Below are 23748 nucleotides of genomic sequence, written 5' to 3' on the forward strand. Positions count from 1 at the left end.
TGATTGGCCAAAACTAAAATGGAAAAGACAACAATAGAAAAAATATTGGATGCCGCCATTCGGGCGCCATCGGGAGACAACTCGCAGCCGTGGCGTTTTGATGTTACGGACGATTGCTCGAGCATACTTCTTTATAATCTTCCTGAAAAGGATGACTCTTATTATAATTATCAACAGGTCGCGTCTTATATTGCGCATGGCGCAGTAATAGAAAACATTAGTGTAGCGGCGCGACATTTAGGCTTTTCTATTAACGTCGAGTTGTTTCCAAACTCGAGCAACATTCATCAGGTTGCAGTTATTAATTTTAGGGATGAAGAAAATTTTCCCGTTCTAGAGCCGCTTTATGAATCCATCTTCAAGCGGTCGACTAACCGATTTAGATATCAATCGGCTAAATCGACTATTTATGACTTAAAGTTATTGGTAGAGTCAGTGAATGCAATTCCAGGTGTTGTTAGTCATTTTGTAACGGAGCCGAATATTATAAATAAATTGGCGAAAGCGTTTATGATAAATGATAGTTTGGTTTTCGAGAGTCAAGCTATACATGGCTTTCTATTTAGACAAATACGCTGGAATCGAGAGCAAAGCATCAATTCCGGAGATGGTATGACATTGGATGTTTTAGGTTTGAGTTGGCCCGAGAAACTATTATTTCCAATGTTGCGCTTTTGGCAGTTTGTGAAATTGGCCAATTATTTCGGATTGTCACGAGTGGTTGGTCTTAAGTGTTGGTACAACTTTCGTAATGTACCCATCGTTGGTATGTTGTGCGTGGAAAGAACTGATAGAGTTGGATTTATTCAAGCAGGCCGAGCCATGCAGCGAGTTTGGCTGGAGGCCACTAGACAGGGATTGGATTTTCAGCCACTTGTCGGCTTGCCTTTGCTTTTTTATCGTGGGAAGGTTGCGGATCTGTCAGCTTTTCCTGAAAAACGTCAGAAGCAGCTTTTTCAGGCTGAGGCAAGACTAAGGGAATTGCTCAACGTAGGTGCCTCTGAAGAATTAGTAATCGGTTTTAGAATCGGTAAAACTTTGCGGGCAGGGGGGGCAACCCTGAGAAAGTCCGTTTCCATTCAATCTTAATTGACTTATTGACGTCTCTGTGTTCGGGAAAGAACCCTGAGCAGTCGCATCTGGTGCGTGGTTATGTGAACCCGACAATGCATAAAGAGTTGCTGTTCGGGGCAAATCCAATTCGAGAGTCGGCCGGTCGTGCCTTAGAACTCGGATTGTGAGCCATGTTTCAGAGCTGAGTTGCTAGTGATTGGTCACTGATCAGATCGGCATTATGGCGGGTGGCGCAAGCCGGTTAATCGAGTTTTATCGTTAAAATTCAAGTTGTCGATTGCAATAGTATCTGTGCAAAACTTGGTATTCTCAGACTTGTCTTAGTTCCCACTCGCGATGGGAGTATATGAATTCTCTTTCTATCTATAAATCCTGCCCAGGAGGGTGTCGTGTTACGAAAAAAAAATAGTGATTATTGTTCTAATGGGTTTGCAGTAGCGTTATTGACATATGGTTTTTCTATTTCTCAGGCGTGGGCTTTGTCTGTTTATCCCGAGCAAAAGAACGACCCCGTTATCGAGCAAGGCTTGGGGTTGGATGGATTAGGCTTTGGTCAAGTGCCGGAGCAGGATTATTACCGTAATACTCCCGGAGTTTTCCTTCCAGATAAGAGTGAACTAGTCAAGCAATTCTACCATAGCGGTTTAAAGCATTTGCAAGAAGGGCGCAAAGAGGAAGGTGTAAAGGATTTAGAAAAGGCCTGGAGACTGGCGCCAAATCAAATACCAACGGCCGTTGCTTTATCCAATATTTATCTTAAGGATAAAAAAGTAGAAAGTTCGCTCGATATTGCTAAAAAGCTTCAGCAAGCCCAGCCGGACGTTCCTCACGGTTTTATTATCGAGGGTTTTTCTTACCAAACTTTGGGGGACGATAAAAAGGCTATAGCCGCTTTTGAAAAAGCTCTGGGCTTAACTAAGGGTGAGCCGTCAGCATCTGCGGCGTTAGCTGAATATGCGTTGCGTGGGAAGGATTCGCAGCGTGCTCGGTCGCTGTATTTGGATGTTTTGAAATATAATCCCGGACATATTCGAACTTTATTTTTGCTCGCGGGGTTGGATAAAAATTCCGGGGATACCAAGGAGGTCGAGGCTTTGGTTGCCGATGCCCTGAGCAAGGCGGCCGATGATCTTCAAACTCATAATCAGTTCGCTCAAATTTACGAAGTTCTTCGAAACTATCCGCAAGGGATTGGCGAGCTTGACAAAGCGCTTAAAATTCAACCGGATGACGGCTATACGCTGTTTGCTAAAGCGCGACTATTGGCTTCCGACCGACAGTTTGATGCGGCGCGAGACATTTTGAGCACGTTGTCTGCTAAGTACCCCAAGTCTGCGAACTCCCGTCAATTAGACGCGCGTATAGCTTTGGAGCAAAATAAGCCGGATGAAGCCGTGGCTTTGTTTCAAGAGGCATTAAAGCTAAACGACAATACGCCACTCGCAATTGAATTGGCTGTTGCTCTGATGCGGGCTGGTAAGACTGATGCAGCGCTAGAGGTGTTTCGAAGCCGCATCAATAGCGAGCCGACCAATATAAGTTTGCGGGCTCTTTACGCAGAACAATTGCGCAGAAATAAAGCCTTTGACGAGGCCTTGCTGCAATATGAGGAAATTATTAGACAAAATCCCGATAACATTGCCGTGCATAACAATATGGCGTGGATGTTAGGTCAAAAAGGTGATATCGATTCGGGCCTGCGTCACGCTAAGCTCGCCTACGAAAAGGCACCTAAAGATCCTAACATTGCCGACACATACGCTGAGCTATTGTTAAAAAAAGGCGCATTTGTCCAAGCAGAACCGATTTTGCTTAAAGCTTACGAAGCATTACCGAACAGCAATAGCGTTCGTTTGCATCTGTCGGAAGCTTACTTACGGTTGAACAAGCGCGATCAAGCCAAAAAACTCCTGACCGAATTGCTGGCTCAAAAAGGTGATTTTGACGAACGCCCGCAAGCTGAAGCGTTATTGAAGACGCTCGCGGCAAATTGATTCTAGGTGACCAGTTATGAAGACCCATCCCGTCGATTTTATCTTGTCAGGGTTTTTTACAGTCTTGATTTTCAGCCTGAGTTTGTTTCCGGTGTCGGTTTTGAGTGGGATTCTTACCGTACCAGCTTTTGGTGATTATCATGTCGTGATCGATTCGCTATTGCTTCTTTTGCTTTATGGGTTGTGGTCGGCAGCGATTCTCAGGTTAATGATGGTGTTCAAGCCGTTTTCGCCTGGAGAATACGCTATGGATGATCGCTTGTTCACTTACTGGAAATTATTTACGGTGATTTACGAGTTTGGCAAAGGGGCTTTGTTGCCTTTCACAACGGTGTTCGCAAAACCGCTTGTGGCCAAGTTATTCGGCGCAACAATAGGGCGGGATATCGCCCTGGGCGGGCATCTGGTCGATCCGCAGCTGATTCAGATTGGGGATGAAGCCGTTATTGGTCACGATTCAGTTATTACGGCACACACGATAAACAGCGGCACCATCGTGCTCAAACCTGTGATTATCGGTGCCAGAGCGACGATTGGCGTCCACGCGGTGTTAATGTCTGGCGTAAATGTGGGAGAGGGGGCGATTGTAGCGGCTGGTTCCGTGGTGCCGCCGGATACCAGCATTCCTGCAAACGAACTCTGGGGCGGTATTCCGGTAAAAAAAATCAAATCGTTGTAGTTGGGTGTCGCGAAATTTTACAGTTGTTCGTTTTTATCGGTTCTGTGTTTTTCAACTATTTGAAAATGTTATATAAATTATTTTGGCATTCATATTGCTTTGTTATGGCATCACCGAGTGATACCTGTTTAACCTAAAAATTTGGAGCAATGTCATGTTTAACAAAATGAAAGTTATCGGCGGAGCCTCTTTGTTGGCTCTAAGCTTTGGCGCTAACGCGGCACCTGTTGATTTGTTTTCGACTAATCAAGGCGCATATGTAGATAACACCAAAGACGGTACCGATACCGGCACTATTATTAATTCCGGTCCTGGCGGCTCTGTTGGTGCTGCTGATCCTACCATCTTGGGCGGCAACCGGGATTTGTACGTTAGTAAAATCTCAGATAACAACGGAGATCAAGCTACCCGTACAGCTACTGCTTCTGTATCCGGTGGCGTGTTTGACTTTAGTACTTCTACCGGTACTACCGGCCGCGCTCAAATTCAATGGGACGGCGCAGAAGCTACCAACGCGATCGATCATACTGGTTTGGGTGGTCTGGACTTGACCTTTGGCGGTACTCAAAACGCATTTTCTATCGGCGTGGTTTTTTCTGATGCTGGCTTCAATTTCAAGATCACAGCATATACCGATGCAACTAACTATACGGAAGTGACGATTACTTCCAATGCGCATGATGTTCCAGCTACGACTTCGATTCCTTTTTCTGCGTTTCTGTTGGGTTCCGGTAGCTACCTGGGCGGTACTGTTGTAGTTAACCAAGTCGGAGCAGGTGGTGATTTAACTAAATTGGGCGCGTTGGTTGTCGATATCGATCAATTGGGTCTGAAAACCTCTTTGGATTTGACTTTGGATCAAGTAACTACCGTTCCAGAACCTTCTGTATTGGGTTTGATGGGTATCGGTTTACTGGCTGCTGGCTACTCTCGCGGCAAAAAAGCTAAATTGGCTGTTTAAGTTTTAGCTTAGCTGATTTAACATTGAGGCGGTGTCTTCCTCTGGGAGACGCCGCTTTTTTATGCCTTGAGTTTTCTGGAACGGATCAATATTTCTAGCAATGAAATCTGATGCCAAACGCGTATTGATTTTTGCCGAAGCTGTGACCTTGGCGCATGTGGCCCGTTGCACCACCATTGCCGAAGAGTTGTCCGCGTCAGGTAAATATGAGGTGATCTTGGCTGTAGACCAACGTTTTCAAGCGGTTTCCAGGCATGCAAAATATCGGCATATAGGGATTGAATCCGTTTCAACCGACGAATTCCTGAAAAAACTAAATAAGGGTTCTCCGCTGTATAGCGTTAAAACTCTTGAAAAATACGTACAGGAAGAGCTTAAAATTTTCAGCGAGTTTAGCCCCGATTTCGTTATCGGCGATTTCCGGTTGTCACTAGCGATTAGCTGCAGGCTTGCAGAAATACCTTATGCGACGGTAACCAACGCTTATTGGAGTCCTTACATTGAGACTTCTTATCCGATTCCTGAGTTACCGATAACAAAGATTTTCGGTGAAGCGGTCGCACAAAAGATGTTCGATCTTGTCCGGCCGGCTGTGTTTGCATTGCATTCCCTAGCTTTTAATCGGGCTTGTAAAAAATTCGGCTTGCCTCCCTTAGCATACGATATGCGGGAAGTCTATACCCATGCCGATTTCACCCTATATGCTGACATCGAATCTTTGTTTTCGATGCGGGATTTGCCGAAAAATCATTTTTTTATAGGTCCGATTTTGTGGTCGGCGGATGTTGATTTGCCTGACTGGTGGTGGAATCTGCCGGAAGACAAACCGATCGTTTTTGTGACTTTAGGTAGCTCCGGCAACGCCACATTACTGCCGATGATACTTGAAACGCTATCTAAAATGCCGTTGACCGTGGTTTGCGCGACAGCGCAAAGAAGCAATATAGAAGTCTGCTATCCGAACGTGTTTATTGCCGATTATCTGCCAGCGGAACACGCTGTGAGTAGGTGTGATTTAGTAGTTTGCAACGGCGGCAGTCCGATGGTTTATCAGAGTTTGGCATCTAACAAACCTGTGCTTGGCCTTCCGAGCAATCTTGATCAATACCTGATGATGTCAACCCTGCGGCAAAGCGGTAGAGGGTACTTAATCCGTTCTGGTCAGGCAGATCCTATAACTATTAGACGAGCCGTCGAGCAAGCCCTGACAAATATGCCGGAAAATCTGGCCGGGGAATGTCATTTGCATCTCGACAAAATTATTGACTTGATCGAAGGGAAAATGGCCAATTAGAGATGTGAGCTGGAACGGCTATCGATGATGTCTTTAGCGTTATCTGGCTCCCTTACCCCACAAAATCACTTCAACCGTACTCAACATGATGGTTAAGTCCAAAAACAGACTGTAGTTCTTGACGTAGTACAAATCATATTGCAGTTTTTGCCGGGTGTCGTATTCGCTGGCGCCGTAGGGGTAACAAAGTTGAGCCCAGCCGGTGATGCCTGGCTTAACTCGGTGTCGTTCCTTGTAATAAGGGATGGTTTCCTCAAAGCCTTTGACAAATTCAGGCCGTTCCGGTCGGGGGCCGACAAAGCTCATATCCCCTTTAAGGACGTTCAACAATTGCGGTAATTCGTCTATCCGGTATTTTCGGATGAACTTGCCCACTTTGGTTACACGGTCGTCGCTCTGGCTGGCCCATTGCGCCCCGTTTTTTTCGGCGTCCACCCGCATGCTGCGAAACTTGATGACGTCGAACGGAACGTCTCGGTAGCCGACGCGTTTTTGCCGATAAAATACCGGGGCACCAAGCCCGCTTTCCATATAGATGGCTACTGTCGTCAACAGCATCAACCACCAGCTCACGGCCAGCAGCAACAAGCTGGCGATAATGTCGAAACTGCGTTTGACGATCGGCCTCATGCCGCTGTTGACGAAGCCGTCGGAGAACATTAGCCAACTTGGGCTGAGGGCGGCGAGAAACACCAGACGTTGTTCCCGTTCGTAGAAAGTCTGCAAGTCCATGACCTGTACGCCGGACATTTTGATGTCCAGCAATTCCTCGACGGGTAATTTTTTACGCCTGTCATCCACGGCGATGACGATTTCGTCGACATTTGCCGCGTCAACAATATCGGTCAGCCTGATTTTGTCGTTCAATGCAATGGCATGGGGCACCGCGACCGGCTCGTCCTCTAACGTTATGTAGCCTACGATTTCGAAGCCTTTGTATACGTAGCTGGAATTCACCACGCTCAGTTCTCCGGCTCTGTCTCCGCAGCCGATTACCAGCACTCGGCGTTTTAAATTTTCCAAGTTTACGAAGCGGTAGAACAGGTAACGGGTAAGCAGCAGGCCGGAAAAAGAGAATAAGATCGCCGAAATCAACACGCTGCGCGCCAGCATGAGCTCGGGGATGATGTAGTAGGTGAAGGCCAGAATAAATACCGCGACGGCGAAACTGACGCTGATCCGTTGCAGGATGTTGTATTCCTCTTTATCCAGCGTTTTACGGTACAGCCCCAATGCGGAACAACTGGTCGTCATGATGATTGAAAATACTGCCGCAGATGACGCCAATTCCGGTTGAGAGTACCAAGAGGCCGTGTAAAGAAACCGGACTGCAGCTCCGATATACATGGCCGAGTAGAACACTATGGCTTCGGCCAGCAGGAGCCACAGGTAAGCCGTCGATATGTAATGCCGAAATATTCTGATCATGGTTTGAGCTTTCGCCGGGTCCGGACAGTTATCGGGCAGGGCCCTGTTCTAACAATGTTTTAATGTGTTCGGACGGAATCGCATACGTGATGCCGCTGGGGTTTGAAATCGCATTTTCCTTACTGCCCTGGACAAACACTTTATTGATTATGCCGACGACTTTACCGGACTTTAGATCGTAGAGCGGGCTGCCGCTATTGCCCGGATAGGCAGTTGCATCCAGTTGGAAAATGTCGAAGGGGGTCTGCAGGCGTTTCAGCATGTTGACGTTCAATTGATTGCTGGCAACAGCCGGAATGGCATTGGGCGATATAGCCGCAATAATGCTACGGTGCGTCACCGGATACAGACCCAAAACCATGCCAATCGGATAACCGGTGAAGGCGTATTGCTCGCCCTCGCGGACGCGTTGCGAGTCGCCAATTTCCAGTGCCGGCAGGGCGCGGCCTTCAACCGTCAATAGCGCTAGGTCGTGGTCTTCGTCGGTCGCACGGAGATCGGCTATTTGCATCTGTTCTTTTTGTTCTTCGCGGTAAAACACGGCAAACCGCTCCAAATGACCTGCGTCAAGTTTCTTGGCGGTAACGTGAGCATTTGTGATCACCTTTTTGCCGTCTGCCACGGCAAATCCAGTTCCAAGTAGGACGCCGCGCGGATTGCGGCTTGGCATATACGTTCCGATTGCCACAATTCCGGGTTTGACCCGGTTTAGTATGTCAGGTAGGTTCAATTCGCTGGAGCGGCTGCCGTGAGGGAGCAGTAGCAATACCAGTAGAGTGACGAGGGGACGCTGTATGCCGAATTTCATGGTCTATAAGTGCCGGAGAGCCCTGAGGCTTTGTTTGGTTTAGAGTGTAGCGCAACTTAGTCGAATTGGCATCGCGCTGTAATGGTGTCAGTTTAGGTTTGATGCTCGTGGATGAATGGATTTCGCCGGCGGGTTCCGGGTTATATTTCGGCGAAAACCGCTCGGAGCGCACGCCATATCGGACTTCGATAAACGTTAGCAGAATAGTAGCCAGTAATTAGGAAGACCTATTTGGCTGGCACTAGTTCGGCACAGATCGGTGTTTGGCGCAGTGAACTTGTCGCTATTGGGACGGTCCATGCAAGCGGAGATAGTAATCCGTTTCCGGCGGCGAGACGGTAAATTCTGGAATCGGTTTCGATACAGCAATTAACGACGGACCGCCGGATCTTTTAGTCCGATTTCTTCTTCGGCAAAACTGCCGTTTTTCCAACACAACACCCCAGCCGACTCCGGCCGCCAATCCGCGAGCACGTAACGTAGCGCCGGTTCACCGTCCAACATGAACTCGTGACGGTTCGGCCGATGAGTATGGCCGTGGACCAAGATGCGGCAATCGTGCTGGCGCATCGTTTCCATCACGGTGGCTTGGTTGACATCCATGATTTCGTCGGATTTTCCTCGCTTATGAAAGTAACTGCGCAAACGGTACCAGCGGGCGGCGATCAGCCTTAGCCAAAGCGGTTTGTTTAACACTGAGTCCTGCCATTCGCGACTGCGCGATTTGATGCGGAACGCTTGATATGCCACATCGTCGCTGCAAAGTAAATCGCCGTGGGTAAGCAGTATCCGGTGGCCGTCGAGTACGATAACTTCGAAATCTCCGATTAGCCTGACTCCGGTTTCGGCACAAAATGCGTCGCCCAACAGAAAATCCCGGTTGCCTTGTTGCACGAATACTTTTACGCCGGAAGCGGCTAGTTCCTTAAACGCTTGTTTGATCGCTCTGGCAGGCCGGGTGTTATCGTCGTCGCCGATCCAGGCGTCGAATAGATCGCCAAGTATATAAAGAGCTTCTGCCTGGGTGGCGCGTTGTTGCAGGAACGCGAAAAAGCGCCGGAGAATTTCGGGTTTCTCCAGCGCCAAATGCAAGTCGGAGATGAATAGGATGTCTTTCACAGGCGGGGCCGTGACGGCGATGCCGTAACGGCAGGGTCCTTATTCCACGATTTCAGCTTTCTCGATGACGATGTCGGTCTTAGGTACGTCCTGATGCATGCCGCGGTTGCCGGTCGGTTGTTTTGCCATCGCGTCGACTATGTCCATGCCTTCGGTGACTTCGCCGAACACGGCATAGCCCCAGCCGCTGGGGGTCGGGCTGGTGTGGTCTAGAAAAGAATTATCTTTGTAGTTGATAAAAAATTGCGCGGTGGCGGAATGCGGATCGCTGGTGCGAGCCATTGCCAGGGTGCCGCGTTTATTTTTCAGGCCGTTGTCGGCTTCGTTTTTGATGGGTGCGTTTGTCGTTTTTTGGTTAAACGAGGTATCGAAACCGCCGCCTTGCGCCATAAAGCCGGGAATGACCCGGTGAAAAATCGTTCCGTCGTAGAAACCTTGTTTGACGTAAGCGGCGAAGTTTGCCGCGGAGGCCGGAGCCTTTTCGTCTTCCAACTGGATGGCAATAGTGCCAAGAGAGGTGGTTAATTTAACTTTGGTGTGTGTATTGGACATTTTATTTTCTGTTGCAAATGAAAGAGTTGAGATTGAAAACAGCATCAAGTAAACCAGAGTTGCGCGCATGACCGCTCCCAAATATAGCTGCAAGCCTTGAATTCTATGTGTTTTTATCTTGAAAGAGAAGTTCGAATCTTGGTAGATTGCCGGATGTTTTGCCGTCTTCAAGCCTCCTATACATGTTAAAAATCTACAACACTCTGACCCGCAGCAAGCAAGAATTCGTCCCGAAACATCCCGGAAAAGTCGGTATGTACGTCTGCGGCATGACCGTCTACGACTACTGCCACATCGGCCATGCCCGGGTGATGGTCGTGTTCGATACGGTGGCGCGTTACCTACGGCATTCGGGTTATGAACTGATCTATGTGCGCAATATTACGGATATCGACGACAAGATTATTCAGCGCGCTAACCAGAACGGCGAGGATTTTACGGCACTGACCGCCCGCTTTATCGATGCGATGCACGAAGATGAACGGGCTTTGGCCGTGCTGCCGCCTGACCGCGAACCCAGAGCAACCCAGTCGATTTCCGAAATCATCAACATGATATCGGCATTAATCGACAAGCAATTTGCCTACCTCGGGAGTAACGGCGACGTGTTTTATGCCGTCAACCGGTTTCCGGGGTACGGCAAATTGTCCGGTAAAAATATCGAAGACTTGAATGCCGGCGAGCGGGTCGATGTCGACGGCGCCAAACGCGATCCGTTGGATTTCGTCCTCTGGAAGACAGCCAAGCCCGGCGAGCCGGCGTGGGATTCGCCCTGGGGCTCCGGTCGACCCGGCTGGCATATCGAATGCTCGGCGATGTCAACCTGCTGCCTGGGCAACCATTTCGACATTCACGGCGGCGGCATGGATCTGCAGTTTCCGCATCACGAAAACGAAATCGCCCAATCCGAGGGCGCTACCGGCGAGCCCTTCGTCAATTACTGGATGCACAACGGCTTTGTCCGGGTTAACGAAGAGAAAATGTCCAAATCGTTGGGCAATTTTTTCACGGTGAGGGAAGTGCTGAAACAGTACCGTCCGGAAGTCATCCGCTTTTTCATTCTGTCCAGTCACTATCGCAGTCCGTTGAATTATTCCGACGAACATTTGGATGAGGCCGGTATCGCCTTGACCCGGCTTTATACCGCGCTGAGAGGGGTGGATATTGCCGATATCCCGGCAGACGCCGAGTTCAGACAACGCTTCGAGCAGGCGATGGACGACGATTTCAATACGCCGGTCGCACTGGCAGTGCTGTTCGAATTGGCGCGGGAATTGAACAAAGCCGCGGATAAAACGCTATTGGCCGCCACGTTAAAACAGTTGGCGGCAATTTTGGGCCTGTTGCAAGACGATCCGGAACAATTTCTGAAAGGTGGGGCCGGGCAGGGCGGTTTGGACGAAGCGGAGATCGAACGCCTGATAGAGGCGCGCAAAGCCGCAAAAGCGCAAAAAGATTGGGGGCAGGCGGATGCCATTCGCGACCAATTGAAATCTCAGGGCATCTTGCTGGAAGACGTGGCCGGCGGCAACACCACTTGGCGCCGGGAAGCTTAAGGAAACACATGAGCGAAATTAAAGACAAATCGATCGCAACATTTCTCGATGAACTGGCCAGCAAACAAGCCACCCCGGGTGGCGGTAGTGCGGCGGCGGTAATGGGGGCGCAGGCTGCGGCGTTGATCGGCATGGTTTGCAATCTGACGATAGGAAAGCCGAAATACGTCGAGGTGGAAGCCGAGTTGAAGAATTTGTTGATCGAAGCCGAAGCTCTGCGCCAGACGCTGATCGATATGATCAAGGCAGACGTCGACGTATTCGATAAACTGATGGCCAGTTACGGCTTGCCGAAATCCAACGATCAGGAAAAAAGCCAGCGGAGCGAGCGCATCCAAATCGTGTTGAAGGAAGCGACGCTGGTGCCCTTGGCCTGTGCCAAGGCGTGTGCAAAGGCTATCGAGTTGAGCAAAATCGCCGCCGACAAAGGCAATTTGGGCGTGATCAGCGATGCCGGCGTAGCGGTGATGGCCGCCTACGCCGGTTTGAAGAGTGCAGCTTTGAATGTGCAGATCAATGCCGCCGGTTTGAAAGATCGCGATTTCGCCAATGCCCAACTGGCCGAGCTTGACGGATTGCTGGCGGCGGCAGAACAAGCCGCGCTGCACGTTTATCAAACCGTGCAGAGCAAGCTTTAACCGTCACGGCTTTCAATCGCCGGGTGTTGATCGCATTTAGCTTAATTTCGCGAAGGGAATATGCCTGCGGTCGCGATGCAATACGTCATGCCGACGTAAGGATTGCGTATAGGTACTGGCTGATTCCCGCCGGTGATTCCGATCGATGTAGTCGCGGTGGCCGATGCGGTCAGGGCTTCCGGGGCCAGCGGCGAGCTGGCTCCCGCGACGTTGCCTGAATAAATGTTGTCCCGAGCGGATGAGGCTGCCAGCACTTTACCGGCCGGGCTGCTGCTATTGCCGGCCGCATTTACGGCGTTAATGGTGCCGGTGACTTGGACGTTGGTGCTGGCGGCATGGGTGTGCTGCGGTAACTGGGTAATGTTCAAAACCACTTGGTCCGAACCGGCTTCTTCGCCGAGGAATACATTCAACAGTCCCGGACCCTGACCGGCGCCGACCGGATTTCGCCCGCGCAGATCGGGTAGAGCGAAGGTGCTACGGCCGTCGCCGCCATAGGTAGTGCCGAGTAACGAGAACAAGGCGGTGTTACTGGCGATGGGTAGCAGCGAGCCGTCGGCCGGCAGGTAGTTGCGCGGGCAAAAGTTGAAGGCAAAGGTGCACACTTCACCTATGAAAGGCTCGTTGCCACAGGCTGAGGTGGACATCGGTAAACCGGCAGCGGCGATCAGCGCCAATTTCACTAGCGGTTTTTTGAAGGGTTTTGACATGTCGGTTTCCTCTTAAATTTAAGTTGTCGGGTCTTAACCAGCGAGCGGGTTGCTACGGCGTTTGGCGGCAAACAATGAAAGCAAACCGATTGCCGTCAGCATCAAGCTTTCCGGTTCCGGTACGGTCTGGACGTTTTGATTGACGACCGAATCGATGGTAATTAACGTGCTCACGTCGCCGCCGAATAAGCCTGAGTCGGCCCCGCCTTGCAACAGTACTTCGGCATTGCCGTCGCCTAAATTCAGCAATTGGCCCGGATTCAATAGGAAAGACAGGATCATAAAGCCGCTGTCGCTTAAGGTGCCGCCGAGTCCGCTAGCGGCATTAACCAAGTTGTCCGTGAACAGAAATTGTTGGTTGCCCTGCTTGGCGTCGGACAATCCGCTGGCGAACAACAATTCGCTACCGTCCTGTTTATGCAGGGTGACCTGGGCGTGGGCGAATTCGCCATTGTCGGTTATGGAGCGAACTGAGTCGGTCGCGCTGATCTGGTAGCTGAATTGGAACCTTAAATTAACCAGGAAGGCATCGGTGGCCGAATTGTTCTGCAACGACAGCGCATAGTCGCCGAACAACGGATTGACGATAGACGGTTCGCTGTTTGATCTGCCATTGGCGTTGAATTTGATGCCGAAGCCGTCGCCGATGCTGGTTAACGTCCCGGATAGTGGATCGATGCCGTTGATCGCCGCACCGTTCAAGGTTGTCGTGGTCGTGACACCGGCCATAATTCTGGTCAATTCCCCGGCTTGTGTGGCATTGACCGGGTCGGAAGGCGAGCCGGTGCTGTCGAATTCGGCGGAACCTTTGATAACGATGTTCGGATCGAAGCTGGCGGCATGCGCCGCCCCGATTTGTTGGCCTAACGCCAATCCGATGGCCAAGGCCAAACTTTTGAAATTGCGGAACGGTCGGTCTGGCGTGGCGGTCGGGTTGGGATTGGCCGGATTTGGCATGGTGACGGTTTTCATCGGTTTTTCCTCTTGATTTTTGGCGAAGTAGTTATGAATCGGGTCTCGGGCCGGGCCCGAACGGGTTTCCATAATCGATAGTCAATTCGTGTGCCAAGGCGGTTTGAGCAGCTCAAGTCATTGGTTATGCGGTGTTTTGTGGCAGCGGGCTAGCGCGGGCGACAGAGGATGGGCACGAGATGTCGCGCGATTTACGAAATATCGCGCTTTATGGCGGAGTGTGGCAGCCGATGCGGCCAGGATTGGAGGCTAACAATGAGCGTTGACGGCGGCGGTCGCGAGTGTTGGTCTTGACCAAGCTGTGGCACCGTTCTGACGTTAAGGCAAACGGCCGGCGCCGAACTATCGATTATTTCACCGGCCACCGGTGCAATTTTTGCCTGGTGGGCCGCGCCAACTCGCATCCGGTTTCGGCGGCTACCGCGCCGGGTATAATGCCGGTATCGACCGATAACCTTAGCGCCGTACGCGGTTTTGCGGAGCAATCCATGTCCAAACCCCTGATTTACAAAGGCCGCGCCAGCATCAGCAATGCCGCCGGCCGGTTCGAGAAGCAAAGCGGCCATGCCGAGGACGACGGCTGGGGCGGCCTGGATGACGATCTGCCGCCGCTGCCGACCGAAATCGTCGTCGATAACAGCAAATCGCTGATCAACTATAACGATTCGCCGGATATTCCGTTCGACCGTTCCATCAATCCCTATCGCGGCTGCGAGCACGGCTGTATTTATTGTTTCGCCCGGCCGACCCACGCTTACCTGGGCTATTCGCCGGGCTTGGATTTCGAAACCAAAATCCTGGTAAAACCCAATGCCGCCGCATTGTTGCGGGCAGAGCTGGGCAAGCGCAATTACCAGTGTGCGCCGTTGGCCTTGGGTACCAACACCGATCCCTACCAGCCGCTGGAACGCCAGCAGCGCATCATGCGCGGCATATTGGAAGTGCTGGCCGAGACCCGGCATCCGGTCAGCATCGTCACCAAGTCGGCCTTGATCGAACGCGACATCGATATTTTGGCCGAGATGGCGCAACAGGGCTTGGCCTCGGTATGCCTGTCGGTCACGACCTTGGACCGGAATCTGGCCAGAACCCTGGAGCCGCGCGCCTCGGCACCGCAACGCCGGCTGGACGCCGTGGCGCGCTTACGCGAGGCCGGCGTGCCGGTCGGGGTGATGGTGGCGCCGTTGATTCCGGTATTGACCGACTACGAATTGGAGCGAATCGTCTCCGCCGCGCACGCGGCCGGTGCGCGCAGTGCCGAATACATTCTGCTGCGCCTGCCGCTGGAGACCGCTGAGCTGTTTGAAGAATGGCTGCGACACCACTTTCCGCTGAAAGCGGAGCATGTCATGAACCGGGTCCGCGACAGCCGCGGTGGCAAAGCCTACGATGCCGGGTTCCATCAGCGCTTGCGCGGCAGCGGCTCTTACGCCGATCTGATTGCCCAGCGCTTTGGCTTGATCCGCAAGAAACTGGGCATGGACCGCGCTTTGCCGGCATTGCGTAGCGATGTGTTCCGCAAACCCGACCCGAGCGGGCAGATGAGTTTCGACTTTTTCGATTGAGCCGGCTGCGTGGTGTATTTGACGCCGATCATTCTGTGGACATACGGGTTGCTGAGTCTGGCCGTGCTGGGCTTATGGCTGCCCGGCAAGTGCTGGCTGACGCCATTGGCATTGGCCGCGGCGATTGCGGCCGGGCTCTACGGCCGTATCCTGCAGCCGCTGGCCTTGCTGTGGCCTGTACTGTTGGCGACCGGATTGCTGCTGGCCGAACGTGCCGCGCTGGCTAAGTTTTGGCGGACTCTGGCCTGGCTGGTCGCCCTCATCGTTGCTACCGGGTTGATATTTCATTGGTTGCCGGGCTTCGCCAATCCCAAAGTCATCGCCGATTGGCGCTTCGGTCCGGATTCGTTGCCGTATAGCAAGTATTTGAACTTCGATGGTATTTTGCTCGGCCTTTGCGTGTTGGGTTGCACACGGCACCGCCTGCGTAAGGTCGGGGAATGGCGACAACTCGGGAAACGGATGTTGCCGATTCTGTTGCTGACGACGGTCGTAGTGTTGGGCGCGTCTCTGGCTCTTGCGTTTGTGCGTTGGCAACCGAAATGGAGCGAGCTGTTTTGGCTGTGGGCCTGGGGCAATTTATTGTCGACCTGTCTGGTCGAAGAAGCCTTTTTCCGGGGTTTGTTACAGCGCGGCTTGATGCGCTGGTTGACGCGTTGGCGCCATGGCGAAAAGTGGGCGATTGTATTGGCGGCTGCTCTGTTCGGCATGAAGCATCTGCCGGGCGGCTGGACTTACGCCGGATTGGCGACGCTGGCCGGTATCGGTTACGGCACAGCATATCAGGCCACTGGCCGCGTGGAAGCCGCGATCCTGAGCCATTTTGGCCTGAATTGTCTGCACTTTTTGCTGTTCAGCTATCCGGCACTCAGCGCGGGCGGCATTTAATCCTCGCTGTCGGTTGCGGTTTTCGCCGGCAGCAAGCCTTCAGCGCGGATCATCGCTTTAAAACTTTTCATCACCGGCCGCGAGATCGCGGTTTCGGCTAGCAGGCGTTTTTCGTAGATCAGATTTTTCAGTGCTTCGTCATCGGCATTGCGAGCAGATTCGATCAGTTCGTGTACGCTATGGTCCAGCAATTGGCCGGGCAGATGTTTGATCCGGTCGTACAGCAACTCCATCACCACTTTTTCCTGCGCCGGCATCTTGCATTTGCCGTCCAGGATTTTCAGCATCACCGTCACGGCGCAATCGATCTGAAGCGGCGATAGCGCATGCGTTGCCGCCCACGCGGCGACATGCTTCGGCGTCATCTGATTTCCTCGCCGGCTGCGGTACGCCGGGCGTAATCCAGCAAGGATTCTTCGACCGCCGCATAGGCGTATGCGGACACGGCGCGGACACCGATCGCGTTGACTTTCGCGGTCGGGCCGTCGCCGATGCGAGCCACGAAAACGGCGTGGCAATCCTTGATCGTGGCCAGGATGCCGGCCATCGCCGATTGGTCGGCCTGCTGGCCCAGGCAATAATTATCGACGTCGCGGGTTTCCAGGAGCCGGCAGCCGTCTTTGCCGACGCTATAGATGCCGAATTTTTTGGCGTGGCCGAAATGTTCGTTGATCGAGATGCCGTCTTTGCTGGCAACCGCGAGTTTCAGGGTCGGTTCCAGCATAGTCCTGACTCCGGAATTGGTCGTCCGGCTATGGCCGAATGGAAAGCAGCGAATTTCGGTTTCATCGTGGCAAAAGTGGTGGCTGTCAGGACTTGACTAGCAAGTCCGATACCAGACGTACAACCCCGGTTGGCAGCGGGCTGCGGCTGTAGCGGGAGATTGGGTTGTCGGGTTTGCGACAGGTCTAAACCGACAAATCGGCGCTACGTTGCGACTGGCGCACATGGGTATGCTGCCGGCAGTTAGTCGCCGCCGCCTCCGCAACCGCCGCCGCAGCCGCCGGAATCGCCATCCCCGCCAATGTCGCCGCTGCCGCTATGGTCGCCGAAGCCGTCGGTGTCGCCGTCGAAACTGCTGTCGGCGAAGTCGGCGCCGCAATAGGGCGTGCCGCTACGGCCGTCGTCGCCGACGCGGGCGATCTGGCCGCGGCAATCGGCGACGTAACTGAAACCGTCGGCGATCTGCAATTTGCTGTCCAGGGCAAACAGGAGCGGTAGCCGGCTGGGTTTTCTGGGGTTGATGTTTTCCTCGCGGCAGCATTGCCACCAGACCCGGCGCAGGCCGGCATTGCTGCGGCGGTTTCGGCTCAATACCACGGCCGGCGTATGGTGCAGAAAGCCGCCGAAGGCTTGGCGGCAGAATTGCTGGTAATGCAGGGTATACAAAATGAACTCGTGCCACAAGTCGTCGGCCAGTTGCGACGGCATCGACACGAAGTTACCGCCGCCATGCAGATAGGCCAGAAAAAACTGGCGCAAGGCGCGTGCGGTCAATTCACAGTCCTTGCGTGTCAATTGCGGCCGGCGCTTTTGCAATTTTTCGAATAGCCCGGCAGGGAAGGCGTAGCGGCGGATGAAGTCAGCGCGGGCAGCGCGGCGCCAGTGCTGCCATAACCAGAGCAGCACCGCGCTGAGTATGGCTACCAGGATCAGTAGCGCAGTTTGGCTGGCCATAGAGCCTCTTTAGTCATCATGTTTTTTCAGCGTGTTGCCGGCCGGTTTGAAGGTGTGCAAGTCTACGGTCGGCTCGGTGCCTTGCGCGGCGCAGCCCCAGCTTAAGGCTTGGTCCTGGGTGAAACGCTTGCCCAGTTGCCAGGCGATTTCGGCACGGGCCAATTCGACGCCCAGGTAGAAAGCGTGGCCGCCGTCGGTTTCGACCTGCAGTTTCGGATATAGATCGAACGGGTCGGTGGCGCTGTGCAGGCCGTCGCGGTTGAAAATGTGGATGCCGTCGCTGCTGACCTGAATTCGGTAGCTGGGGTCTTTGATTTGCGCCGCCAGACTTTCGACTTCTTCGCGGCTGTTCAGAAACGGCGCAGTCTCGTGCACCGTCATCAAGTCCGGGCTGATGTGCTTGGGCAGCGTGTTGTGCTGTTTGGCGGCATACATCATGCGCCGGGCCACGTCGGCCTCCTTGATCGCCCGCCGTGCGTGTTTGCTGACTTCCGTTGCCAGGATGTGGTTGATGTTCAGTTCCGAGCAAATGCCCAGCAGCACCGCATTAATACCGGAGGTATCGGCGTGAGTCAGTTCGGTCAGGTTGCCGACGCCCATCATCATTTCGATGTCCGGGTAACGTTGGCGGAACCGGTAATTGCGGACGATGGACTCGGTAAAGCCGAAATGGATCGGGTCCAGGATCGGGTCGACGATGAAGGCGCGGTTTTTGGCGCTCAAGGTCTCGATGGCTTGATCCAATGTATCCAAGTCGCCGTGGACTTCCGGAATCAGAATCGGCGTTGCCGCCACTTCGTCGGCAATCCACAGACTCTTATTAGTTAGGCTTAGCAGGTAATCGGCACCGGCCTTGCCGCCGGCCAGCAGGTCGGCGTCTTCCAGCGAGTCGATGCTGACGCTAAAGCCTTCCTGCTTCAACGTTTTGATGCAATCGGCCAGATGCGGAAACGGCGTGCCGGGTAGACAGCCAATATCGATCACGTCGGCACCGTTGGCTTTGTAGTAATGCGCGCGTTCGACCACCGCGTCGACGCCGATATTCGGCGCATCGGTGATCTCGGCGAAGATTTTGGTTTGGTATTGGCTCAGGTCGTAATGGTGCGCGGCCATGCCGAAGTGTTGCGGCAAGTCCTTGATCTCTTCCGGGCCGCGTTCGACCGGAATGCCGTAATGCCGGGACAGCATGTCCAGATCGCCGCGGCAACGGCCCGGTATCACGATGCGGTCGGCGCCGCCGGTGTCGGTCAGCCGGCGGGCGATCATTTCCGCGGTGATCAGTGCCGCCACCGTCACGCCCATCACATGCACCTTGTAATAAAAATCGGGCTGCATTTTTTCCAGCACCTGGCGGACCTGTTTTTCGGCCAGGCGGCCGGTGATGAACAGGATTTTTTCGCTCATAGTCCGGCCAGGCGGGTGTTTACCGCCAGGATCAGTTGTTCGACGTCGTCCACGACTTGGGTGTAGGGAAAGCTGCGAATTTTGTCGGTGGCCTCGAGGTCGACCGGGCGCGGATAGACCATGAATTTTTTCTTGCCCGGTGCGGTGGTCTCGATCTCCGGCGCGGTATCGCAGGGGTAGACGATGCTGGGGACCCGGCATTTTCCGGCTTGCGAGTACAAATTGGTCACCAGCGAATCGGCGATGCCCAGCACGCATTTGGCGATGGTGTTTGAGGTGGTCGGCGCCATGACGAAGGTGTGGTAATAGCCTTTGTAAAACAGCCCTACCGGCGGCGCCGAAGCCGCTTTGTCCCGATAAATCGGCATCTTGGCGCGGATATCGTCCAGTTTGATGCCGTACATTTTCAGTACTTCCTCGCCGGCCTGGCTCAGGTAAAGATCGACGTTATCCAACGTCAGCATGAAGTCGAGACATTCTTCGATGTAATGTCCGGAGCCGGTGATAGCCCAGGCAAGGCGTGGCGTGGTCATGGCGTTTCGGTTAGTTTTCAGGTCGCGGCATTATACGTGAAGACTCGCGGCAAATGCCGCCGAGGCCGAGTGGGTTCCGACCGGCCGCCGCCGCTATTTTCGCCGCGCCTTTTAGTTGCTTGGGATTTGTAGGATAAGGCGTACAATGCCGAGCCGAATTGTCAGGATATTTCTCCCAGCCGCTATCGTTTCGTTTGCCGTTTCATTATGGATAGTCAGATTACTCAATTGCAGGATACAAACGTTCTTCGAAAAACGCCGCACGTCCTGGTATTCGCCAGTGGCACGAGCGGGGTCGGCAAGTCCAGTTTGGTGGCTAATCTGGCCGCGGCAATGGCCGCCCGCGGCCTCGGTGTCTGCATCATCGACGCCGATACCGGGCTTTCCAATATCAATTCCGTGCTGGGCTTGCGACCGGCGTTCAACCTGGAGCAACTGGCCCGCGGCGAGCGTAGTCTGGCCGAGGCGGTGATCAAAACCAGCGACGGTGTGGCGGTGTTACCCGGCGCGCAAGCGCTGATGAGCAAGCCGTTGGCAGCGGAGCAGCACTCGCAGCTGGAACGGGTAGTGCGGGAACTGGAAGGCCAATACGATTATTTTTTGATTGACGTCCCGGCGGCACTGACCGACAAGGTATTGCAATTAATCGAGGCGGCCAGATACGCATTTTTGTTAGTCAGTGCCGATCCGGCCGCGTTAACCGACGGCTTTTCCCTGCTGAAAGCCTTGAATGCCAGAAACTACCGCGGCAGTTTGCGCGTGGTGGTCAATCAGGCGCTGGACTATCCGGCGGCGACCGAAACTTACCGCCGGTTTGCCGCGGTCGCCGAAAAGTGTCTGAAACAGAAGGTCGAATACGGCGGTTTCGTGGTTCGCGACGACAATGTCTCCAAAGCGGTGGCTTTGCAGATGACGGTGATCGATTTGGCGGCCGGTTCGCCGGCCAGCCGCTGTTTGTTCTCGTTAGCCGATAACATCGTCAAACATATCGGCAGCGATCCGAATGCTCCCGGTTTGACCGACTATTGGCTGCGGATGCTGACCGCCGCCGATGCCGCGCCGCCGGCCGAGCCCGCAGTAACGGCGGGATACGCGGAACCGGGGCCGGACATTCGCAGTGCGGTCCGGACACAAACACCGGCTGTCGCCAGTGATACGCCGCAGCGCTTGCTTGCGGACATAAGACGCCAAGTTTTGGACCAGCCGGCACTGGAGCGGTTTACCGGCGATTTCGTCGAAGCGTATTGCGAGCAGTTCGGCACCTTTCCGGCCGCGTTCAAGGCACTGTTTTATCGTTGGCTGGAAACCGAAAACTATGCTGCGCCGCGCCTGCTGGAACTGGCGTCGACTCTGGAGGCGTTGTATGCGATGCGCCATCAAACGCCAATGTACAAACTGTCTGAAGCAGTGGCGCGCTTGGTGGCCCAGGTGCAGGGACAGCCGGAACAGCACCAGGATGCGATCGAACAACTGCGCGTCGCGTTCCGGCAGGCTTACCATCGCGACGCGTTCGATGCCGAACAGGCGGTATTGGCCAGCGTCGGCAGCGACGAATTCACCGAACAGCGGTTTGAAGAATTGCTGCAAAAATTGCGCGACGCCTTTCACGCCCGCTTCAATCGTCCTTACCAAAGCCAACCCGAATTATTGCTCAATTCGACGCTGGAGGCTTTGGATACGATGGCGGTTGACCAACAAAACCTGCAGGACGAAATCGCGATGTTGATGCACGGATTCCAGTTGTTAGCGTCTCGGCGCGAAAAACTCTCGATCGCCATCAAAACTTTGTTAAATCCTGGGCTTGGTGGCGTGGCGCCGCCGATGGCAGGCGATGGCCGATCGCGTTGAATTTGGGATAAGGCAAGCGGTTTTAACATCGGCAGGGCAGTCGCAGCCGAATCGCACCAGCGCTTATCCCGTCGCCGAGCCCAGGGAATTGCTCAAGGCAGATTACTGTGGCCTGGTCAGGACCTTGCACTAGCTGCCAGGCGTTATTGCCCCCTTTTACTCCATTCGCAAAAGATCCGAGTTCCTAGGCAAATCCGGACCGCTCTCCGCCAGACGATAACAGGTGCTGACAGCGACCCCTGCGGCCGGTCAGCGGGAGCTTTTGGCTCGGGCTTTATCGCAACCGCGGATTTTGGTTAAATCGCGGCCTTGCCTTAGCGATTTCCTGACCATGAACGCCAACAAACTCGCGACGAATCGGCCGTTAACCTATTACCGCCGCGAATTCAACGCAATGGGTACCCCGTGCGAAATTCAATTGTTTGCCGTCAGCACCGCCGCCGCCAGTGCGGCGGCGGATGCAGCCGTGGCCGAAGTCCAACGTTTGGAGGCGCGATATTCCCGCTACCGCCCCGACAGTTTTCTGTCGGAAATCAACCGGGCCGCTGCGGCCGGAACCGCCATCGAAGTGGACGCCGAAACTGCAAGTTTGTTGGATTACGCCACGACCTGCCACCAGCAAAGCGAGGGCTTGTTCGACATTACTTCAGGACTGTTGCGGCAGGCCTGGAAATTCGATTCCGGCCGTTTGCCCGAGCCGGCTGCACTGACGGCGCTGTTGGCCAAAGTCGGTTGGGATAAGGTGGTTTGGCAAAAGCCTTTATTGGGTTTCGGCGTCGCGGGCATGGAAATCGACTTCGGCGGCGTGGTTAAAGAATACGCCGCGGATTGCGCGGCGACGGTTTGCCGCAATCGTGGCGTCAAACACGGCGTGGTTAATTTGGGCGGCGATATTCGGGTGATCGGGCCGCGCGGCGACGGGACGCCCTGGCGGGTCGGCATTCGCGATCCGCGCCAACGCGGCGAGATTCTAAAGACGTTGCCCGTTTATGAAGGTGCGGTGGCTAGCAGCGGCGATTACGAACGTTGCTTGCTGATCGACGGCGTGCGTTACGGCCATATTCTTAACCCGAAAACCGGCTGGCCGGTCAGGCATCTTGCGGCCGTTACCGCAGTCGCCGATTTTTGCGTGGTGGCGGGCAGTGCATCGACGATTGCGATGTTAAAAGAGGCGGACGGTGTGGAGTGGTTGCGGCAGTTGAATTTGCCCCACCTGTGGGTGGATGTGCATGGCGTCGGCGGCGGCACCCTGGGCTAGGCTGTTGAGCAGACCGCTATTCGGGTCTGGGTTCAGGCCCGGGCGCAGACCCAAACGTCCACCCGGCCGACACCGGCCTGCTTTAAAACACCGGCCAGAGCCGAAGCGGTGGCGCCGGTGGTCATCACGTCGTCGACGATCGCTACATGCTCTGCTTTTAACGATTTAATCAGGCGAAATGCGCCGCGCATGTTCTTGTGCCGTTGTTTGGCCGGCAAGCCGGTTTGATGCACGGTATCCCGGCTGCGCGCCACACTATACAAATCCAGCGGCAGCTCGAAGCGCCGGGCCAAATGGCGGGCAATCTCGATCGACTGGTTGAAACCGCGTTCCCGGTATCGGTGCGGATGCAGCGGCATCGGCAGCAGCAGTTCCGGCAGTTCGGCGCCGGCGGCGATATGCTCGGCGAGCAGCATGGCCAACAGGCGGGCATTTTTATAATCGCGGCCGAATTTCAACTGACCGATCAGGTAGGGCATTTGATAACGGTACAGATACGGCGCATAGGTCTCGTCGAACTGCGGCGAGCGTTTCAGGCAGCGCCCGCACAAGCTGGGCAGCGCAATCTCGCTCTCGAACGGTTCGCCGCAGCGATAACAGCAGCTTAGATTGCGCGGCAAATCGTCCAAACAGCCAGCGCACAAGTCGAAATCGGCCAAGCCGGTATCGCCGCACAATACGCAACGCGGCGGCAACAGCTTTCGTTGTATAATCTTCAGCCAGTTGTTTACCATTTTTTTGCTGTTGGGTTGATAAGTGGCTATCGCGGCCCCGCCTGACAATTTTTCGG

At 54.0% G+C, this 23748-nt stretch carries 23 protein-coding genes; 11 read left to right on the top strand and 12 right to left on the bottom strand.

Features of this window, described 5'->3' with window-relative positions:
* Positions 1 to 18 precede the first annotated feature (18 nt).
* From AC0IM9_RS04590 to AC0IM9_RS04610, 5 genes are all read left to right on the top strand, one after another.
* On the top strand, positions 19 to 1089 hold the full coding sequence (locus AC0IM9_RS04590; RefSeq protein WP_482803221.1) for a hypothetical protein: 1071 nt from the start codon (positions 19 to 21) through the stop codon (positions 1087 to 1089).
* Between the two features lie 374 nt (positions 1090 to 1463).
* Positions 1464 to 3068 (top strand): tetratricopeptide repeat protein, encoded by a 1605-nt coding sequence (locus AC0IM9_RS04595; protein ID WP_482803222.1) that lies wholly within the window; start codon positions 1464 to 1466, stop codon positions 3066 to 3068.
* A 16-nt stretch (positions 3069 to 3084) separates the two neighbouring features.
* Entirely contained in the window at positions 3085 to 3747 is a 663-nt protein-coding gene (locus tag AC0IM9_RS04600; protein WP_482803223.1) for an acyltransferase, read from the top strand.
* A 154-nt stretch (positions 3748 to 3901) separates the two neighbouring features.
* Positions 3902 to 4708: a PEP-CTERM sorting domain-containing protein gene (locus AC0IM9_RS04605; RefSeq protein WP_140910635.1), complete on the top strand. Its 807-nt coding sequence runs from the start codon at positions 3902 to 3904 to the stop codon at positions 4706 to 4708.
* 100 nt (positions 4709 to 4808) lie between these two features.
* Positions 4809 to 6002 (top strand): glycosyltransferase, encoded by a 1194-nt coding sequence (locus AC0IM9_RS04610; protein ID WP_482803224.1) that lies wholly within the window; start codon positions 4809 to 4811, stop codon positions 6000 to 6002.
* Positions 6003 to 6041: 39 nt separating this feature from the next.
* On the opposite strand, the gene AC0IM9_RS04615 is transcribed toward AC0IM9_RS04610, so the two are convergent.
* The 4 genes from AC0IM9_RS04615 to AC0IM9_RS04630 all read right to left on the bottom strand — a co-directional run bounded on the left by AC0IM9_RS04615 (position 6042) and on the right by AC0IM9_RS04630 (position 9978).
* Positions 6042 to 7430, bottom strand: coding sequence for a TIGR03013 family XrtA/PEP-CTERM system glycosyltransferase (locus AC0IM9_RS04615; protein ID WP_140910637.1), 1389 nt, complete (start codon positions 7428 to 7430; stop codon positions 6042 to 6044).
* Between the two features lie 28 nt (positions 7431 to 7458).
* Positions 7459 to 8238 carry a S1 family peptidase gene (locus tag AC0IM9_RS04620; protein ID WP_482803225.1) on the bottom strand — a complete coding sequence of 260 codons (780 nt, stop codon included), beginning with the start codon at positions 8236 to 8238 and terminating at the stop codon, positions 7459 to 7461.
* Positions 8239 to 8607: 369 nt separating this feature from the next.
* Positions 8608 to 9357, bottom strand: a complete 750-nt coding sequence (locus AC0IM9_RS04625; RefSeq protein ID WP_482803226.1) for a UDP-2,3-diacylglucosamine diphosphatase — start codon at positions 9355 to 9357, stop codon at positions 8608 to 8610.
* Positions 9358 to 9396: 39 nt separating this feature from the next.
* The gene (locus tag AC0IM9_RS04630) at positions 9397 to 9978 is read right to left on the bottom strand and encodes a peptidylprolyl isomerase (protein WP_140910708.1); all 582 of its coding nucleotides are present in this window, start codon (positions 9976 to 9978) and stop codon (positions 9397 to 9399) included.
* A 113-nt stretch (positions 9979 to 10091) separates the two neighbouring features.
* Between AC0IM9_RS04630 and cysS the strand changes: the two genes are divergently transcribed.
* Both cysS and fchA read left to right on the top strand, forming a co-directional pair.
* A complete protein-coding gene (cysS, locus tag AC0IM9_RS04635) occupies positions 10092 to 11465 on the top strand; it encodes a cysteine--tRNA ligase (RefSeq protein WP_482803227.1) in 1374 nt (457 codons plus the stop codon).
* 8 nt (positions 11466 to 11473) lie between these two features.
* Complete coding sequence (fchA, locus tag AC0IM9_RS04640; RefSeq protein WP_482803228.1) at positions 11474 to 12103, top strand: methenyltetrahydrofolate cyclohydrolase; 630 nt, start codon at positions 11474 to 11476, stop codon at positions 12101 to 12103.
* Between the two features lie 41 nt (positions 12104 to 12144).
* Here the strand turns inward: fchA and AC0IM9_RS04645 are convergent, their stop codons facing one another.
* Complete coding sequence (locus tag AC0IM9_RS04645; RefSeq protein ID WP_482803229.1) at positions 12145 to 12813, bottom strand: phage tail protein; 669 nt, start codon at positions 12811 to 12813, stop codon at positions 12145 to 12147.
* 33 nt (positions 12814 to 12846) lie between these two features.
* On the bottom strand, positions 12847 to 13785 hold the full coding sequence (locus tag AC0IM9_RS04650) for a PEP-CTERM sorting domain-containing protein (protein WP_482803230.1): 939 nt from the start codon (positions 13783 to 13785) through the stop codon (positions 12847 to 12849).
* 488 nt (positions 13786 to 14273) lie between these two features.
* Between AC0IM9_RS04650 and AC0IM9_RS04655 the strand changes: the two genes are divergently transcribed.
* Both AC0IM9_RS04655 and AC0IM9_RS04660 read left to right on the top strand, forming a co-directional pair.
* Positions 14274 to 15350, top strand: a complete 1077-nt coding sequence (locus AC0IM9_RS04655; RefSeq protein WP_482803231.1) for a PA0069 family radical SAM protein — start codon at positions 14274 to 14276, stop codon at positions 15348 to 15350.
* Between the two features lie 18 nt (positions 15351 to 15368).
* Positions 15369 to 16238 (top strand): CPBP family intramembrane glutamic endopeptidase, encoded by an 870-nt coding sequence (locus AC0IM9_RS04660; RefSeq protein WP_482803232.1) that lies wholly within the window; start codon positions 15369 to 15371, stop codon positions 16236 to 16238.
* Here AC0IM9_RS04660 and AC0IM9_RS04665 read toward each other — a convergent pair.
* The 5 genes from AC0IM9_RS04665 to AC0IM9_RS04685 form a co-directional block, all read right to left on the bottom strand.
* Complete coding sequence (locus AC0IM9_RS04665; protein ID WP_140910645.1) at positions 16235 to 16603, bottom strand: hypothetical protein; 369 nt, start codon at positions 16601 to 16603, stop codon at positions 16235 to 16237. The two genes, AC0IM9_RS04660 and AC0IM9_RS04665, sit on opposite strands and share 4 nt — an antisense overlap.
* A complete protein-coding gene (locus tag AC0IM9_RS04670) occupies positions 16600 to 16962 on the bottom strand; it encodes a NifB/NifX family molybdenum-iron cluster-binding protein (RefSeq protein WP_140910646.1) in 363 nt (120 codons plus the stop codon). Before AC0IM9_RS04670 ends, AC0IM9_RS04665 begins: the two co-directional genes overlap by 4 nt.
* A gap of 242 nt (positions 16963 to 17204) precedes the next feature.
* Entirely contained in the window at positions 17205 to 17915 is a 711-nt protein-coding gene (locus AC0IM9_RS04675) for a glycine-rich domain-containing protein (RefSeq protein ID WP_482803233.1), read from the bottom strand.
* A gap of 9 nt (positions 17916 to 17924) precedes the next feature.
* Entirely contained in the window at positions 17925 to 19319 is a 1395-nt protein-coding gene (locus AC0IM9_RS04680) for a DUF6513 domain-containing protein (protein WP_482803234.1), read from the bottom strand.
* Complete coding sequence (locus tag AC0IM9_RS04685) at positions 19316 to 19852, bottom strand: flavoprotein (RefSeq protein WP_140910649.1); 537 nt, start codon at positions 19850 to 19852, stop codon at positions 19316 to 19318. The genes AC0IM9_RS04680 and AC0IM9_RS04685 overlap by 4 nt, the downstream gene beginning before the upstream one ends.
* Positions 19853 to 20059: 207 nt before the next feature.
* On the opposite strand from AC0IM9_RS04685, the gene AC0IM9_RS04690 reads away from it, so the two are divergent.
* Together AC0IM9_RS04690 and AC0IM9_RS04695 are read left to right on the top strand one after the other, a co-directional pair.
* Positions 20060 to 21700 carry a MinD/ParA family ATP-binding protein gene (locus AC0IM9_RS04690; RefSeq protein WP_482803235.1) on the top strand — a complete coding sequence of 547 codons (1641 nt, stop codon included), beginning with the start codon at positions 20060 to 20062 and terminating at the stop codon, positions 21698 to 21700.
* Positions 21701 to 22031: 331 nt separating this feature from the next.
* Positions 22032 to 22958 (top strand): FAD:protein FMN transferase, encoded by a 927-nt coding sequence (locus AC0IM9_RS04695; protein ID WP_482803236.1) that lies wholly within the window; start codon positions 22032 to 22034, stop codon positions 22956 to 22958.
* A 32-nt stretch (positions 22959 to 22990) separates the two neighbouring features.
* Here the strand turns inward: AC0IM9_RS04695 and AC0IM9_RS04700 are convergent, their stop codons facing one another.
* Positions 22991 to 23653 carry a double zinc ribbon domain-containing protein gene (locus AC0IM9_RS04700; protein WP_313901394.1) on the bottom strand — a complete coding sequence of 221 codons (663 nt, stop codon included), beginning with the start codon at positions 23651 to 23653 and terminating at the stop codon, positions 22991 to 22993.
* Positions 23654 to 23748: the final 95 nt, after the last annotated feature.

This window comes from Methylomonas sp. Uni0011 (assembly GCF_056850255.1).